This window comes from Aeromonas sp. CD (genome assembly GCF_033349375.1).
Lineage (GTDB): Bacteria > Pseudomonadota > Gammaproteobacteria > Enterobacterales > Aeromonadaceae > Aeromonas > Aeromonas hydrophila.
This window is the reverse complement of the sequence record NZ_CP137631.1, coordinates 3,651,484-3,666,886: the sequence shown is the minus strand read 5'-3', so window position 1 is coordinate 3,666,886 and position 15,403 is coordinate 3,651,484. Positions and strand designations below refer to the sequence as shown.

Sequence of the window (15,403 nt, the reverse complement as noted above, 5' to 3'; positions counted from 1 at the left end):
GCGGGTAAAGTTTTCCATATTAATGATTTGTAACATAAATAACGGGCGTTCCCGGCCCGCTTTGGCTATTATTCTGGCCGTTTTTCCCTCCGTTGAGCATTTTATGTCCGCAGTCGATCTGGGCACGGCCCCTCTTTCCCGCCTGTTCTGGCGCTACGTCACCCCGACCGTGGCCGCCATGCTGGTCACCGGCATCTATGTCACCATAGACGGCATCTTCGTCGGCCATATTCTGGGTCAGGACGGGCTGGCCGGCATGATGCTGGCGTACCCCATCTGCGCCGTGCTCTATGCGGTGGGGGCGCTGATCGGCATGGGCTCCTCGGCGCTCGCCTCGTTTTATCTGGGCAAGGGGGAGCAGGCGAGGGCCCGCCACATCGTCGGCAATGCGCTGGTGATGGTGCTCATTGCCTCTGGGCTGCTCGCCTTCATCGGCATCCGTTACGGCGAGGCCATGCTGATCTGGATGGGGGCGGAGGGGGTGATCTTTGACGCCGGCTTCGCCTATCTGCAGTGGTATGCCTGGCTCGGGGTGTTTGCGGTGCTCTCCATGGCGTTTACCGCCCTGCTGCGCAACGACGGACGACCCGGCCTCACCACCTGGATCCTGGTGGGGGGCGGCGTGCTCAACGTGCTGCTCGATTACCTGCTGATGGCGGTGATCCCCTGGGGGCTGGCGGGAGCCGCCATTGCGACCATGCTCTCCCAGGCGGTGACCGGCGGCCTCTGTCTGTGGCACTTCTTCACCCCGCGCAGCCAGCTGCGCATTGGCTGGGACACCCTGCGACCCGACTGGCGGTTGATGGGGGAAACGCTGCGACTCGGGGTGTCGAGCTTTCTGATGTACCTCTATCTGTCGGTGGTACTGGCGCTGCACAACAAGGCGCTGCTGGCGGTGGGCACCTCGCTGCACGTGGCGGCCTACGGCGTCATCAGCTACAGCGAGGCCTTCTTCTATCTCATCTTCGAGGGGATCGCCATGGGCATCCAGCCCATCGCCAGCTTCAACGCCGGGGCGGGCAACTGGGCGCGGGTGCTGCGGGTGCGCAACCTGGCGCTGGGGGTGACCCTGCTGGTGGCTCTGTGCGGCATGCTGCCGCTCTATCTGTGGCCGGAGGGGGTGGTCTACCTGTTTGCCGGGGACAACGCAGCCCTCTTGCCGGTGGCCAGCCTCGGCATCTGGCTCTACTTCTGGGGCTTGCCGATGGAAGGCCTGCTGCTGGTGGGGGCCACCTACTTCCAGGCCATCAACCGTGCCCGAATCGCCTCCCTGCTCACCGGCGGCAAGCTGGTGCTGATCGGTGGTTTCCTGTGGGGCTTCTCCTCCCTGTGGGGGGTATCCGGCGTCTGGCTGGCGCTGCCCACCTGCAGCACCCTGCTGGTGCTGGTGATGTGGCGGGCCATGGGCAAGGAGGCGCGCCTGCACGCCGCAGCCTGATATGTCGTCATTCGGCCATCAAAAAGGCAGCCTAGGCTGCCTTTTTCGTTTTGAGCGCCCCTGACAGGTCACCGACCTCAGGGCTTGAAGGCACCGATGAAGATGGCGGGGTCGACACGGGCGTCGTTGAGACTGACATTCCAGTGCATGTGGGGACCGGTGGCGCGGCCGGTGGCGCCGACCCGGCCGACGATGCCGCCGCGGGGCAGGCTCTGGCCCAGCTTCACGTCGACCTTCGACATGTGGCAGAACATGCTGATGAGGCCCTGACCGTGATCGACGAACACCGTATTGCCGTTGAAGAAGTAGTTGCCGATCAGGATCACCTTGCCCGCCGCCGGCGACTTGATGGGGGTGCCGGCACCGACCGCGAAGTCGAGGCCGGAGTGGGGGTTGCGCTCCTCGCCGTTGAAGAAGCGGCGCAGTCCGAACGGGCTGGAGAGCGGCCCGTCCACCGGTTTGTCGAACAGCAGGTTGCTCGGCTGGGCCGTGCTGAAGGTCTGGTAGGCACGGGTCTGCTCCGCCAGTTCGCGGTTGATGCGGGTCATGTCTTCGGCCAGCGGGTTGACCTGACGGCTGTTCTTGAGCTTGATGTGCTGCTCCCGGTAGTGCTTGGTGCCGACCGTGAAGCCGAGGGTGCGGCCATCACTCACCTGCAGCTGATGGGGGCCGGGCTGGCTCTTGAGGGGGATGCCGACGATGGCAATCCAGCGCTTGCCCTCTTCACGTACTACCAGTACCGGCTTGCCCTGATAGCGGGCGGTCGGGGCCTGCGCCTCGCTGCCGAGCGCCACCACGGCGACGCCCCCCGGCACCGGGTGGTTGAGCAGACGACTGATGAAGCCCTCGGCGAGGGCGGACTGGCTGGCCAGCAGCAACAATAGACAACAAACGACTCTCATGATGATTCCAGGCTGGGTTGACTAAAACGAAACGGTAACGAAATCAGGACGCTGGCTGGAAGCGCTGGTAGATGGCCTCCATCTGGACCGACACCTCCTGGCGCACCAGGTCCAGCTCCAGCATGTCTTGTACGACCTTGAGCTGATCCGGATTGAGGAAGCTGCGGCTGCTCTCCAGCACCCGCTGGGTATAGGCTCGCTGATTCTCCAGATAGGTGCCGGCATCGCCGCTCTCCTGCTGGGCCAGTTGCTGGTTCGCCTCGCTCAGCAGACGCGTCAGGGATTGGCGCTGGGCCGGTGCCAGCAGCTCGCCGTGCTCCGCCAGGCGACCCTGGATCTCCAGCAGGCGGTTGGTATCGCCCGAGTAGATCTCCTGTTCGAGCCGGGTGCGGGTATCCTCCCCCAGCAGGTTGCTGAGGTTGCCCCAGATGCGCTGGCTCTCCTGCTCATAGGCATCGGGATGGTCGAAACCGAGGCGATAGAGCTCGCGCAGTTGCTCCTGGACCTGGGCGCGCACGTCTTCCACTATGTCGAGCCGGTCGAAGACGGTGGTGAGCTGGCTGCCCTGTTCGGCGTCATAGAGCCGCTCGATCAGCACGGAGCCTTCGCTCGACTGGCTCCACTGACTGATGGCGGCCTCCAGCTCGGGATTGGGAGGCAGCACCTCCTGGGCGGGGGCGGGCTCGTTCTGGCTTCCCTTGCCAGGCAGCTTGGCCAGCAGACTCTGCCCGGTGCTCTGGCCGCTGTTCTGGCTGGTGGCCGCATCGCATTGTGACGGGCTGTTGGCGGGGCTGGCGGTGTCGGATCCCGGCTGAGGTGCGACAGGGTCGGCCTGCCACTGCCAGAGGTTGAGCAACAGGGAGGCCAGCAGAATTGGCGCCAGGTGAGATGTACGCATCTTGGATTCTCTTGAATAAGTGAATGCCCCTTGCAAAGGGGGCTCTTATGATAACCGTAACGTCTGATACAAGCAGCCATGACGTGCAAAACCGGCCTCGGTGGTGACCCGCCATTGAGTCGGTCGGCCCATGGCTCTAGAATCGGCAACCAGCCGTTTTGAACCGAGGAAATGTTATGAATGGATTGTCCCCCCTGCGCGCAGAACCTGCTCGTCACCCCATCGGGCGTGGCTGGGTCTGGGTGCGATCCGGTTTCGATGTCTTCAACAAGGGGATGGGGGTCAGTGTCGCCATGGTCCTCATCTGGTTTGCGGTCGGCCTGCTGCTGGAGCGTCTGCCGGCGGGCAGCCTCATCTCCCAGCTGCTCTACATGGTCTGGGGCGCCGGCTGGGTGGCGGTGGCCCGTCACGGTTATGAAGGCAACCCGCTGCGCTTCGCCGATTTCTTCTCCGGTTTTCGCCACAAGCTGACCCCACTGATGCTGGGGGGTCTGCTGGTGTTGGCCCTGTTCAGCCTGATCGGCCTCATCTGCCTGGGGCTGCTCTCCATGTGGGGACTCACTTCCCTGCTGACCCAGGATCCCGAATCTCTGGTCGTGACGGCGGCCCAGGCCCAGGGGCTGCTGCTCTGTCTGCTGCTGGGGCTGGCACTGCTGATCCCGGTGCTGATGGCCATCACCTTCGCCCCCGCCCTCATCTTTTTCCACGACGTGGGGATCCTGCAGGCCGCCAAACTGAGTTTCAAAGGCTGCCTGACCAACATGTGGCCCTTCCTCTGGTGGGGGTTGATTGCCGCCATCCTGATGCTGTTCGGCGCGGCGCTGATGCTGGTGGGTCTGCTGGTGGTGATCCCGGCGCTCAACTACTCCATCTATGTGGCCTACCGGGATATCTATCTGGACGTGACGCAGGAGGCGCCTGCCGAATCTTCGCTGACCGGCTTCGAAGCCTGACGCCCGCGGACTGGTGTGACATATGCGCGAAAGGGGCCTGCTGGCCCCTTTCGCATGTTTGCGTTGTCTCTTGTTCCCGCCACTACTCTCGCCACATGGGGTCGACGGCTATGCGTTCCACCAGAAAGTCGAGGAAGCTGCGCAACAGCGGTGACATCTGCTTGCGGGTGCCGTAGACGGCGTAGACGCCGAGTCGCTTGGGCTGCCACTGCGCCAGCAGCGGTACCAGGGTACCGGTGTCGAGGTGAGGCTGGACCGAATAGCGTGGCTGCAGGCTGATGCCGGCGCCCTCCAGCGTCGCCTCCAGCAGCAGGTTGGAGATGTTGGCGCTGAGGTTGCCGCTTACCGGTACCGATTCGGGCCCGTCCGGTCCCTGAAACTCCCACAGGCTCTTGCCGAAATAGGTGTAGGTGAGGCAGTTGTGCAGGGCGAGATCCTGCACCTTGTGCGGGGTCGGGTGTCTGGCCAGATAGGCCGGGCTGGCGCAGACCACCGAGTGACAGGTACCGAGCCGGCGGGCCACCAGATTGGGGTCGAGGTCATTGGTGATGCGAACGGCGAGATCGATCCGCTCCTCCACCAGGTTGACGGTGCGGTCCAGCAGCAGGATGTCGATGGCGGTGCCCGCATAGCGCGCCAGGTAGTCGTTGGCGGCGCCCACCAGCAGGGCTTCCGAGAGTGAATAGCTGCTGGTGATGCGCAGTTGCCCCTTGGGGGCCTCGTCGCCGCGCACGGCGATCTGCTCCATCTCTTCCCCCAGCGCCAGCATGGCGCGGGCCCGGTTCAGCGCCTCTTCCCCAGGGCCGGTCAGACTGAGCCGGCGAGTGGTGCGGTGCAGCAGCCGTGCCCCCATCCACTGCTCCAGCTCCGCCAGGTAGCGCGTCACCATGGCGCGCGACATCTCCAGTTTCTCCCCGGCGCCGCTCAGGCTGCCCTGTTCGACTACGCTGACAAAGACCCGCAATGCGGTCAGTCGATCCATCTCAGGCTCTCTATATGCTCGATTAATGCAACAGTGATGTGCTTATTATGCTGTATTTGTACCAGAATTGATCCAATAAACTGTGTCCATCTGATGAACCCCTGATGACTTGATGAGGAATACCCGATGAACAACACCCTGATCCGCAACCTGACCCTGGCCACCACCCTGCTGAGCGGTGCCGCCATGGCCGCCCCGCTCACCGTGACCGTCTACAACCCGGGCGAGAAGGCAATCTTCCCGGTCTCCTCCTCCTTGGTGACCGGCGACAAAGAAGCAATCCTGATCGATGCCCAGTTCGACGTACAAAACGGCCAGGCGCTGGTGGACATGATCAAGAAGAGCGGCAAGAAGCTGACCACCGTCTATATCAGTGCCGGTGACCCCGACTTCTACTTCGGTCTGGAACCCATCAAGGCAGCCTTCCCGGACGTCAAGGTGCTGGCGGACCAGCATGTGGTCGACCATATCAACCAGACCAAGGACGCCAAGCTGAGCTACTGGAGCCCCATCCTCGGCAAGGGTGCACCGAAGAGCCTGACCGTGCCGCAAGTGATGACGGCCAGCCATCTGACCCTGGATGGTGAGAAGATCGAGATCAAAGAGATGAACACCCCGAATGCCTACCTGTGGGCACCCTCCATCAAGACGGCGTTTGGTGGCGTACCGGTCTACAGCGGCGTGCACGTGTGGATGGCTGACAGCCAGACCAAGGCTGCTCGCAGCAACTGGGTCAAGGCGCTGAACAATCTGCTGGCGCTGAAGCCCGAGCGCGTGGTGCCGGGTCACTTCCTGGGGACTGCGCCCAAAGGTACTGAAGCCGTGACCTTCACCCGTGACTACGTAGAGCGCTTTGAGCAGGAGCTGGCCAAAGCCAAGAACTCCGGCCAGCTGATTGAAGCACTGAAGAAGGCTTACCCGTCCCTGCCGGTCGACGACGGTCTGGCCATCGGTGCCAAGGTCAACACCGGCGAGATGAAGTGGTAAACCCCTGACGCCTACTTCCCTGTGTTTTTTTACCGGGCCCGAGGGCCCGGTTTTTTTAGCCGAATGAACGAGTGAATCACATGAACGAAACGACTCTGCATTATGTATACGACCCCCTCTGTGGCTGGTGCTACGGCGCCGCCCCGCTGTTGAAGGCTGCGGCTGCCATCCCGGAACTGCGCATCGAGCTGCACGCCGGTGGTCTCTGGCTTGGCGGGCGCAGGCAGGCGATGGGCCAGGCCCTGCGCGATTACGTCCGTCCCCATGACGAGCGGATCCAGGCGCTGACCGGCCAGCCTTTCGGCGAGCGCTATTTCAACGAGCTGCTGCTGCGCGATGGTCTACTGCTCGATTCGGAGCAGCCCATCCGCGCCATCCTGGCGGTGACGGCTCTGGGTGGCAACGGTCTGAGCCTGCTGCACCGCATCCAGCAATCCCACTATCGCGATGGCATCTGGATCGGTTCGCTCGAGCATCTGACCAGCCTGGCGGCGGAGCAGAACATTGGCGCGGATGATTTCGTGAAGGCCTACCAGCAGGCCGACCTGGCGAGTCATCTGGCCGACAGCCAGCGCTGGATGCGCCGTCTCGGCGGGCAGGGCTACCCGACCCTGGGATTGGTGCAGGGCGACAAAGTCACCCCCTTGTCCGCCTCCTCCTTCCTGGGTGAACCGCAGGCGTTTGCTCGCCAGCTCCAGCTCATGATGAGTCGTTGAGCGAACAGCAGGCAGTATCCGGTGGCAGATGTGCAGCGCCCGAGGTGCTCGTTGCAGATTTTTCCTACCTGTCCGGCGCTCATGCTATCCCCAGGCGAGACGATATATTCAGTAGCGGACAGTTTGAAAATCATCCGCTTGCGATCATCGCGCTATGCTCTATGGGGATAGTCTGGGAGCTCGGCTCTGCAGGCTTGCGTCTAGCCGCCAAGGATACCAATCATGTTCAAAAATATGTCTATAGGTCAGAAGTTGAGCGCCGGTTTTGCCGTATTGGCCCTGCTAGTGGTGGGACTGGCGTGGTTCTCCATCACTCAGCTGTCCCGTCTCTACACGGATACCGCCACCATTTCGGGCAACCTGTTGCCATCGACCCGCTATGCCAGCCAGATGCACGTGGCCATTCTCGATGCCCGTCGCTCCGAGCTGGCGCAGGTGATTGGCGGCCTCAACCAGGATGCCCAGGAGGTGAGCGAACGCACCGTCACCTTCAACAAGGCCAAGCAGGAGTTTGACGCGGCGGCGCAAAAGTATGGCTCCTTGCCCTTCAGCACCGATGAGGAGAAGCAGACTTACGAGGCGTTGTTGGCCGCTGGTGCCAAGTACTTCTCGGTACACGAGCAGCTGATTGCGGCTTTTGCCAGCGGCGATCTGGAAAAAGTGAAGAGCCTGCGCAAGAACGAGACCCGGATCGCCCTGGAAGAAGTTGGCGCCAAATCCTATCGCCTGCGCGAGATCAACAACGAGCTTGCCGACAGCATGGTGAAGGCAGTTGCCGACCTCTACAGCAGCTCGCGCACCATGAGTATCGTGGTGAGCCTTATCACCGTCTTGTTCGTGGTGGTGGTGGCCTGGCTGCTGACCGGCCAGATCCGCAACCCGGTGATGGCGATGCTGGAACAGACCCGCAAGGTAGCAGCCGGCGATCTGGCGGCTCATCTTGACGCCAGCCAGTTCAACAACGACGAGCTGGGGCAACTGGCCAAGGGCTTTGGCGAGATGCAGAAGAACTTGCGCACCCTGGTCAGCGAAGTCTCCGGCTCCGTGGTGCAACTGAGCTCGGCAGCCGAAGAGATCAGCGCGGTGGCGCGCCAATCCGCCAACAACATGAACAGCCAGCAGCACGAGCTGAATCAGCTGGCCACTGCCATGAATGAGATGCAGGCCACGGTGCAGGAGGTGTCCCGCAACACCAGCGACGCCGCCAGTGCCGCCAGTGCCGCCAGCAGCACTGCCGAACTGGGGGCTCGCACCGTCAACGACTCCATCAAGCGTATTGAGCAGGTGGCCGGTGCCATCGAGAGCACCGCCGTGGTAATCCGTCAGCTTGGCGACGACAGCCGCAACATCGGCATGGTACTGGAGGTGATCCGCGGGATCGCCGAGCAGACCAACCTGCTGGCGCTCAACGCCGCCATCGAGGCGGCCCGGGCCGGCGAGCAGGGCCGCGGCTTTGCGGTGGTGGCCGACGAGGTGCGTACCCTGGCGAAGCGGACTCAGGATTCCACCTCCCAGATCAACACCATCATCGCCGAACTGCAGCAGCGGGCCGAGCAGGCCGGCACCACCATGCAGCAGAGCCAGGACATGATGAATTCCACCGTGAGCACGGCGCGGGAGGCGGGGGCATCCATCTCCGAGATCAGCGGCTCGGTGGAGAGCATCTCCCACATGAATATCCAGATTGCGACCGCCACCGAAGAGCAGGGAGCGGTGAGTGAAGAGCTCAACCGCAATGTGGTCAATATCAGCCATGCCTCCGAGGAAGTGGCCGCCGGTGCAACCCAGATGGCACAGGCCTGTAACGACCTCAATCACCTAGCGACCCAGTTGCAGGAGATGGTGCGCCGCTTCCGGGTGTAAGGCGGGTTGGATGCTCGCTGCTGCGGGCCCGGATCCTGGATCCGGGCCCGTCTTGTTTTATCGGCCTGCCGACTCTCCCTCTTGCACCATCCCTTGTTCGCTCCGCCGTTCTTGGGCATGCTAATGGCCCCATTGGTTGGCAGGATTCTGGATGTATGAACCTTCGCGATCTCGAGTATTTGGTGGCGCTGGAAGAGGAGAAGCACTTTCGCAAGGCGGCGGAGCGCTGCTTCGTCAGTCAGCCGACCCTGAGCGGCCAGCTGCGCAAGCTGGAGGATGAACTCGGGGTGATCCTGATCGAGCGTACCTCGCGCAAGGTGCTGTTTACCCCGGCTGGTGATGCCATGGCCCAGCAGGCCCGCAAGGTGCTCAAAGAGGTGCGCGAGCTCAAGAGCATCGGCCAGCACTTTGCCGAGCCCATGTCCGGTGAAATCCACATCGGCTTCATTCCTACCGTCGGCCCCTACCTGCTGCCCCATATCATTCAGGATCTGCGCGAGCACTTTCCCAAGCTGGAGTTCTACCTCTATGAAGAGCAGACCCAGGTGTTGCTCAAGCGGCTGGAAGAGGGGGAGCTGGATTGCTTGATCCTGGCCGAGCTGGAGGGCATGGACGGGTTTGGTTCGATCCCGCTCTATAAGGAACCCATGTGGCTGGCGGTGCCCCAGCAGCACCCGGAGGCCAAGGCCAAGGCGGTGCCGCTCAGCAATCTCAAGGGCAAGAAGTTGCTGATGCTGGCAGATGGCCACTGTCTGCGGGATCAGGCGATGGGATTCTGCTTCGCCGCCGGTATCGGCGAAGATCAGCGCTTCAAGGGCACCAGTTTGGAGACGCTGCGCAACATGGTGGCTGCTGGCAGCGGCATGACGCTGGTGCCCAGGCTTGCCGTGCCCGCCAATGCCGAAGAGGGAGGCGTCAGCTATCGACCTGTGATAGACCCCGTGCCTGGGCGCACCATAGCGCTGCTCTATCGCCACTACTCGGTGCGCCGGCCCTGTTTCAACGAGTTGGCCGCTCGTATCTCGCGCTTGATGCAGAGCCTACTTGGCTAACTGCGCATCGCTACTACAAGGCCATAAAAAAGAAAACCGGCGCATTGCGCCGGCTTTTTTATCTTCTGCTGTGGTTTAGAAGATATCGTCGGTGGAGACGGGACCATCGGTGGACGAACCATCACCGCCGTACACCTGATTGCCATCCGAGCTCTGTGTCGCGTAGCGGGTCGGCTCGGTGCCTTCCTTGAAGAACTCTTCCGTGCTGCTGCCGTCGGTCCGGTTGGTCAGCAGGCCGGTCTCACGATCGATCCGCACCGTGATGATCCCTTCCGGTACCGGCATCTTGCGCTCAGGCACCTGCTTGAGCGCAGTCTTCATGAAGTCGATCCAGATGGGCTGTGCGGCACCACCGCCAAATTCGGCCCGGCCCAGACCACGCTGGTGGTTGTCAAAACCGATCCAGGAGGTGGCGACTAGATTCGGGGTATAGCCGGAGAACCAGGCATCACGGGATTCGTTGGTGGTCCCGGTCTTGCCGGAGATATCGTGGCGCTTGAGGTCACGTGCCGCCCGCCAGCCGGTACCGCGCCAGCCATTGCCACCCCAGATGGCGGTGGTCAGGGTGTCGGTCACCAGGAAGGTGCTCTGGGCACTGATGGTTTGCGGTGCCATGTTGCCGGGAACGACCGGATCGATGGGGCACTGGGCTTTCCAGTCCGGCGCCGTATTGGCATAGGCATCCGCACTGTCGAGACCGGCAGCGGCCAGCACGCCACAGTCACGGCAGGCGGCTGCCGGGTTGGCCTGATAAAGAGGTGCGCCAAAGCTGTCGGTGACTTCGGTGATGAAGTAGGGGGTGACCTGGAAGCCGCCGTTGGCCATGACCGAGTAGCCGCGCACCACTTCCAGCGGGGTAAACTCGGCGGCACCCAGGGCCAGCGACTCGTTGGGCGAGATGGTATCGCGAGCAAAGCCGAAGCGGGTCAGGCCGTCGATGTAGGTATCCAGCCCGATGGCGCGCATCAGGCGCACCGACATCACGTTCTTCGACTTGGCGAGGCCGAGGCGCAGGGAGGTGGGGCCTTCATAGATGGCCGGGGAGTTCTTGGGCTGCCACATGGGGCCCTTGGAGGGATCCCACTGGTTGATCGGCGCATCGTTGATGAGAGAGGCCAGGGTGTAGCCCTGTTCCAGCGCGGTGGCATAGAGGAACGGCTTGATGTTGGAGCCTATCTGGCGGCGTGCCTGATCGACCCGGTTGAACTTGGAGAGCTCGAAGCTGAAGCCGCCGACCAGCGCCTCGATGGCACCATCCTGCGGGTTCATGGCCACCAGAGCGGCGTTGACCTCGGGGATCTGGGAGAGCAGCAGCTCTTCACCCTTTTCCCGTACCCAGATCTGGGCGCCCACTTTCAGCATGTCGCGGGCAGAACGGGGCGCAAAGCCCTGACGGTCATCGGTGATGAAGGCGCGTGCCCACTTGATGCCGTTCCAGCCAAGCTCAGCCTGCTTGCCGTTCTTCAGCACTATGGTCGCACTCTTGTCAGCCAGCTTGGTGACGACGGCGGCCATCAGCGGCTCATAGGTGGGCTGCTTGGCCAGATGGGCCATGATCTTGTCATAATCCCAATCGGCTTCGCCCGCTTTCCACAGCTGGGCGGTCACGCCCTTGTAGCCATGGCGAGTGTCATAGTCGAACACGCCGTCGAGCAATGCCAGACGGGCGGCGCGCTGGCGCTTGGCGGTAACTGTGGTATAGACGTGCAGACCCATGGTGTAGGCATCTTCACCAAACTGCTCCACCATCTTCTGGCGCACCATCTCCCCCAGGTAAGGGGCATTCAAGGTGATCTCGGCACCGTGATAACGGGCCTTGACCGGCATTTTGGACGCTTCGTCGAACTGGGCCTGGGTGATCTTGCCGGTTTCCAGCATGCGGCCAAGTACCACGTTGCGACGGGCAAAGGCACGCTCCGGCGAGCGGATCGGGTTCAGCATGGACGGCGCCTTGGGCAGACCGGCGATGATGGCGATCTCGTCCAGCGTCAGGTCCTTGACCTCCTTGCCAAAGTAAACCTGGGCGGCGGCACCGACCCCGAATGCCCGGTAGCCGAGCGGGATCTTGTTGAGATAGAGCTGCAGGATCTCGTCCTTGGAGAGATTCTGCTCGATGCGCCAAGCCAGGAAGACCTCTTTTATCTTGCGCACCAGCGTCTTTTCATTGCTCAGGAAGAAGTTGCGGGCAACCTGCTGGGTGATGGTACTGGCACCCTGGCGAGCCTGACCGGAGACGGCCCAGACGGTGGCTGCACGAATGATGCCGATGGGGTCAATCCCCGGGTGCTCATAGAAACGGGCATCTTCGGTCGCCAGTACCGCATCGATCATCGACTGAGGGATTTCATCCAGATGCAGCGGGATGCGACGAATTTCGCCAAATTGGGAGATCAATTCCCCATCCCGGCTGTACACCTTCATCGGGGTGGCCAGCTTGACGTCGCGCAGCGCGGTCACATCCGGCAACTGGGGCTTGATGTAGAAGTAGATACCGATGAGGCTGGCAACACCCAGCACAGCACCCAGCATCATGACAATAAACAGGCGTACGAGCCATTTCAGCATGGAAGAACTACCAATCGTCTTAAAATTAGCCAACGGGCGCAGAGTATAGCCCTTTTGCCTCCGGAAATTCGAGGTTTTCCTGACGGCAGCCCGGCGCCTCGAGAAGAGGCGGGAGGTTAGCATTCTGCGGCTCAATAACCAAGGGGAGGCGAGGGGCCGCCGGAAAGCGAGTTGTATCACTTTTCGGCATAAACTTTATGACATTGATAGATAGAGCATTTAGGATGAGTTAAGTCATCATCTTCTGATTAGCTGTCCTACAATCAATCCTAAAACCCAATAACGCATGGATGTGTATATGTTTGGGCTATTCAACAAAGGTTCTCTGCTTCCTCTGGCGGGTATTGATTTTGGCAGCCAGACCATCAAGGCCGTGACCATTACCGGTCGTCCCGGCAAGCTGCATCTCGAATCGGTGGCCGAAGTCGCCACTCCCAAAGGCACTCTGGTCGATTATCAGCTGCAGGATATCGAGCGGGTCAGCCAGTCTCTCAAGGCCCTCAAGCGCCTCATCTCGGGCAGCAGCCAGTATGTTGCGACTGCCGTCACCGGTTCCAACGTGATCACCAAAGTCATTCAGGTGGATGCCGCGCTGGGTGAGAACGAGCTGGAGAATCAGGTTCAGCTTGAGGCCGAACAACTCATTCCCTTTCCCCTTGATGAAGTGAGCCTGGATTTTGAAATTCTGGGTAAGGTCAATGATCAGGAGCGCCGCGAAGTGTTGCTGAGTGCGGCCCGCACCGAGAGCGTGAGCGGGCGGGTGACTGCGCTGGCGGAAGCCGACATGACCACCAAGGTGGTAGATGTGGGCGCCCACGCGCTGGGCCGCGCCGTGCTTGCCTGCCTGCCGGAGCTGCAGGAGTGGGAGAAACCGGTCGGTGTGATCGACATCGGAGCGAGCGCCATGACCTTTGCTGCACTGGTAAAGGGAGAGGTTATCTACTCACGCCTGCAAAACTTCGGTGGCGATCAATATAGTCAGGCGCTGGCCTCTTTCTACAACCTGTCGCTGGATGATGCCGAGCAGGCCAAGTTGCAAGGCAAGCTGCCGGTTGATCACGAACTGGATGTGTTGCTGCCCCATATGAATGCTCTGCTGCAGCAAGTCAGGCGGAACGTGCAGCTGTTTTGCAGCTCTTCCGGGAACAGGGAGTTGTCCAGGCTGGTGCTCACCGGCGGTGGCAGTCTGCTGCCTGGGCTGGCGGCCCAGGTCGGCAGCGAGTTGAACTGTGAGGTATTGCATCCTGATCCCTTTGCCCTGTTTGGCAAGCCGAAAGGGGAGGGGGCGGTCCACGGTGCCAAGTTTATGACGGCGCTGGGTCTGGCATTGAGGAGCTTCACGCCATGTCAAATATAAACCTCCTGCCCTGGCGTGAGGCCAGGGCCCAGCGGCAGAAGAAACAGTTCGGGGTCATGCTGGGCATCTTCATGGCTATCACGGCTTCACTCGGCTTTGCCGCCGATTGGCTGGTGGAGCAGCAGATAGGCCATCAGCAGCAGCGCAACCAGCGTTTGCAGCAGGAGATGACTTTACTCGATGCCCAGCTTGGTGAGATCCGCCTGCTCAAGGAGCGACGCAAGGAGTTGATCGATCGCATGCAATTGATCGAACACCTGCAGATGCGTCGCAATCTGCCGGTTCGCCTGTTCAACCAGTTGCCTTCGCTGGTTCCAAACGGGGTTTACCTCAATACGCTTGCCTTGCAGAACAATCAAATAGATGTGAATGGCAAGACCGAGGCCTATGGCAGGGTAGCCAGCATGATGCGTCGCATCGATGGCTCCGGCTGGCTGGGGCAGTCGAAGATCAGCACGATTTTTGCGGCCGATGTGGCGCCCGTTTCGCTTAGTCAGTTCTCCATGATGTTCCAGGTCGCAGGTGCCACGGTCGACGTGGCTAAGGGGCAGCAATGAATCTACAACAGCTCAACGAACTGGATTTCAACAACATTGCCAGCTGGCCCAAGCTGGCCAAGGGGATTTTCATCCTGTTCTTCTGTGCCTTGCTGGGGGGTGCCATCTATTACTACGTGATTGCCAACTCGCTGACCCTGTTGACCCAGGAGACCAACAAGGAGGCCGAGCTCAAGGCTCAGTTCGAGAGCAAGGCGATGCTGGCTGCCAACCTCGGCGCCTACAAGACGCAGATGGTGCAGCTCGAACAGTTGGTTGATACCCAGCTCAAGCAGTTGCCCAATACTCACGAAGTGGCCGGATTGCTGGATGACATCAGTTTCATTGCCACCGACAATGGGCTCAAATTGAATCGCATCAATTGGGAGCCCGAGATCAAACACGAGTTCTCCACCGAGCTGCCCATGCGAATCGAAGTGGTGGGCACTTATCATGAGATAGGCAAGTTCACGGCCGACATGGCGGCCTTGCCGCGTATCGTCATCCTGGAATCGTTCACGCTGGGACAGGGCAAGGAGCAAGGCGACATGATCGCCATGTCGATGCTGGCCAAAACCTACAAATACAATGGCAAAACCGTGGGGCAGACCAAATGAAGCTACTCTGCGTGTTGTTGCCTGCCCTGCTGTTGACCGCCTGCGGTGGGCAGGACGACATGGACAACTATGTGGCCGAAACCAAGGCCAGAAAACCAATACCCATCGAGCCTCTTCCCGAAATCAAACCCTTTTCTCCGATGGCTTATCACCTCAGCGATCAGCGCAGCCCCTTCATCGCCCCCCAGCCTGAAACCAGCAGTGCCAAGGTGGATGCCAAGGTGAAGCCGGATTGTGCCCAGATCGTGGCCAACAGGGAAAAAGAAGTACTGGAGCGCTATTCACTGGCCAGCCTGAGCATGCAGGGCTCACTTGGCAAGCAGGGACAGTTGTGGGCCTTGATCAGGACACCTGATGGACAATCCATCCGGGTGGGTCTCAATCAACATATGGGACTGGATCAGGGACGGGTGATCAGGATCACTGATACCTACGTGGATTTGATTGAGACTATACCGGATGGCAAAGGATGCTGGGTGACCCGAGAAACTCAGCTGGGCATGGCCAATCTTGAAGCAAAACGATAATCAGGGATGA

The 15,403-nt window shown here is 61.1% G+C and carries 14 protein-coding genes; 10 read left to right on the top strand and 4 right to left on the bottom strand.

All coding sequences use genetic code 11. The annotated features are described in order from the left end of the window. Positions 1-103 precede the first annotated feature (103 nt). Positions 104-1,438, top strand: a complete 1,335-nt coding sequence (locus R2E40_RS16895; RefSeq protein ID WP_318163954.1) for an MATE family efflux transporter — start codon at positions 104-106, stop codon at positions 1,436-1,438. 77 nt (positions 1,439-1,515) lie between these two features. Here the strand turns inward: R2E40_RS16895 and R2E40_RS16890 are convergent, their stop codons facing one another. Together R2E40_RS16890 and R2E40_RS16885 are read right to left on the bottom strand one after the other, a co-directional pair. Next, on the bottom strand, positions 1,516-2,340 hold the full coding sequence (locus R2E40_RS16890) for a M23 family metallopeptidase (protein ID WP_253628144.1): 825 nt from the start codon (positions 2,338-2,340) through the stop codon (positions 1,516-1,518). A gap of 43 nt (positions 2,341-2,383) precedes the next feature. Further along, the gene (locus R2E40_RS16885) at positions 2,384-3,238 is read right to left on the bottom strand and encodes a hypothetical protein (RefSeq protein ID WP_253628143.1); all 855 of its coding nucleotides are present in this window, start codon (positions 3,236-3,238) and stop codon (positions 2,384-2,386) included. A 176-nt stretch (positions 3,239-3,414) separates the two neighbouring features. Between R2E40_RS16885 and R2E40_RS16880 the strand changes: the two genes are divergently transcribed. Further along, a complete protein-coding gene (locus tag R2E40_RS16880) occupies positions 3,415-4,191 on the top strand; it encodes a BPSS1780 family membrane protein (protein ID WP_253628142.1) in 777 nt (258 codons plus the stop codon). An 82-nt stretch (positions 4,192-4,273) separates the two neighbouring features. Here R2E40_RS16880 and R2E40_RS16875 read toward each other — a convergent pair whose 3' ends face one another. Then, on the bottom strand, positions 4,274-5,173 hold the full coding sequence (locus R2E40_RS16875; RefSeq protein ID WP_253628141.1) for a LysR family transcriptional regulator: 900 nt from the start codon (positions 5,171-5,173) through the stop codon (positions 4,274-4,276). Between the two features lie 126 nt (positions 5,174-5,299). Between R2E40_RS16875 and R2E40_RS16870 the strand changes: the two genes are divergently transcribed. The 4 genes from R2E40_RS16870 (at position 5,300) to oxyR (ending at position 9,791) form a co-directional block, all read left to right on the top strand. Beyond that, positions 5,300-6,160 (top strand): Vmh family MBL fold metallo-hydrolase, encoded by an 861-nt coding sequence (locus R2E40_RS16870; protein WP_045527849.1) that lies wholly within the window; start codon positions 5,300-5,302, stop codon positions 6,158-6,160. An 80-nt stretch (positions 6,161-6,240) separates the two neighbouring features. Next, complete coding sequence (locus R2E40_RS16865) at positions 6,241-6,876, top strand: DsbA family protein (protein WP_253628140.1); 636 nt, start codon at positions 6,241-6,243, stop codon at positions 6,874-6,876. Between the two features lie 222 nt (positions 6,877-7,098). Next, positions 7,099-8,739: a methyl-accepting chemotaxis protein gene (locus tag R2E40_RS16860; protein WP_253628139.1), complete on the top strand. Its 1,641-nt coding sequence runs from the start codon at positions 7,099-7,101 to the stop codon at positions 8,737-8,739. A 155-nt stretch (positions 8,740-8,894) separates the two neighbouring features. Then, on the top strand, positions 8,895-9,791 hold the full coding sequence (gene oxyR / locus R2E40_RS16855) for a DNA-binding transcriptional regulator OxyR (RefSeq protein WP_318163953.1): 897 nt from the start codon (positions 8,895-8,897) through the stop codon (positions 9,789-9,791). Positions 9,792-9,866: 75 nt separating this feature from the next. Here the strand turns inward: oxyR and R2E40_RS16850 are convergent, their stop codons facing one another. Continuing rightward, positions 9,867-12,356, bottom strand: coding sequence for a PBP1A family penicillin-binding protein (locus R2E40_RS16850; RefSeq protein ID WP_318163952.1), 2,490 nt, complete (start codon positions 12,354-12,356; stop codon positions 9,867-9,869). Between the two features lie 286 nt (positions 12,357-12,642). Here R2E40_RS16850 and tapM point away from each other — a divergent pair, with 286 nt between their 5' ends. From tapM to R2E40_RS16830, 4 genes are read left to right on the top strand one after another with little or no spacing between them, the layout of a single operon-like run. Next, positions 12,643-13,713: a PilM family type IVa pilus assembly protein TapM gene (tapM, locus tag R2E40_RS16845; RefSeq protein ID WP_081304666.1), complete on the top strand. Its 1,071-nt coding sequence runs from the start codon at positions 12,643-12,645 to the stop codon at positions 13,711-13,713. Further along, positions 13,701-14,270 (top strand): PilN family type IV pilus biogenesis protein TapN, encoded by a 570-nt coding sequence (gene tapN, locus R2E40_RS16840; RefSeq protein WP_065478871.1) that lies wholly within the window; start codon positions 13,701-13,703, stop codon positions 14,268-14,270. Before tapM ends, tapN begins: the two co-directional genes overlap by 13 nt. Next, positions 14,267-14,866 carry a PilO family type IV pilus biogenesis protein TapO gene (tapO, locus tag R2E40_RS16835; RefSeq protein ID WP_039215675.1) on the top strand — a complete coding sequence of 200 codons (600 nt, stop codon included), beginning with the start codon at positions 14,267-14,269 and terminating at the stop codon, positions 14,864-14,866. Before tapN ends, tapO begins: the two co-directional genes overlap by 4 nt. Continuing rightward, positions 14,863-15,393, top strand: coding sequence for a pilus assembly protein PilP (locus R2E40_RS16830; protein WP_042064932.1), 531 nt, complete (start codon positions 14,863-14,865; stop codon positions 15,391-15,393). Before tapO ends, R2E40_RS16830 begins: the two co-directional genes overlap by 4 nt. The last annotated feature ends 10 nt before the right edge of the window (positions 15,394-15,403 follow it).

Bases quoted from the DNA above. Each gene is read 5' to 3' on its own strand.
- tapN (WP_065478871.1), top strand. From the start codon at position 13,701: ATGTCAAATATAAACCTCCTGCCCTGGCGTGAGGCCAGGGCCCAGCGG.
- R2E40_RS16875 (WP_253628141.1), bottom strand. From the start codon at position 5,173: ATGGATCGACTGACCGCATTGCGGGTCTTTGTCAGCGTAGTCGAACAG.
- tapM (WP_081304666.1), top strand. From the start codon at position 12,643: ATGGATGTGTATATGTTTGGGCTATTCAACAAAGGTTCTCTGCTTCCT.
- R2E40_RS16895 (WP_318163954.1), top strand. From the start codon at position 104: ATGTCCGCAGTCGATCTGGGCACGGCCCCTCTTTCCCGCCTGTTCTGG.
- oxyR (WP_318163953.1), top strand. From the start codon at position 8,895: ATGAACCTTCGCGATCTCGAGTATTTGGTGGCGCTGGAAGAGGAGAAG.
- R2E40_RS16885 (WP_253628143.1), bottom strand. From the start codon at position 3,238: ATGCGTACATCTCACCTGGCGCCAATTCTGCTGGCCTCCCTGTTGCTC.
- R2E40_RS16830 (WP_042064932.1), top strand. From the start codon at position 14,863: ATGAAGCTACTCTGCGTGTTGTTGCCTGCCCTGCTGTTGACCGCCTGC.
- R2E40_RS16870 (WP_045527849.1), top strand. From the start codon at position 5,300: ATGAACAACACCCTGATCCGCAACCTGACCCTGGCCACCACCCTGCTG.
- tapO (WP_039215675.1), top strand. From the start codon at position 14,267: ATGAATCTACAACAGCTCAACGAACTGGATTTCAACAACATTGCCAGC.
- R2E40_RS16890 (WP_253628144.1), bottom strand. From the start codon at position 2,340: ATGAGAGTCGTTTGTTGTCTATTGTTGCTGCTGGCCAGCCAGTCCGCC.
- R2E40_RS16880 (WP_253628142.1), top strand. From the start codon at position 3,415: ATGAATGGATTGTCCCCCCTGCGCGCAGAACCTGCTCGTCACCCCATC.
- R2E40_RS16850 (WP_318163952.1), bottom strand. From the start codon at position 12,356: ATGCTGAAATGGCTCGTACGCCTGTTTATTGTCATGATGCTGGGTGCT.
- R2E40_RS16865 (WP_253628140.1), top strand. From the start codon at position 6,241: ATGAACGAAACGACTCTGCATTATGTATACGACCCCCTCTGTGGCTGG.
- R2E40_RS16860 (WP_253628139.1), top strand. From the start codon at position 7,099: ATGTTCAAAAATATGTCTATAGGTCAGAAGTTGAGCGCCGGTTTTGCC.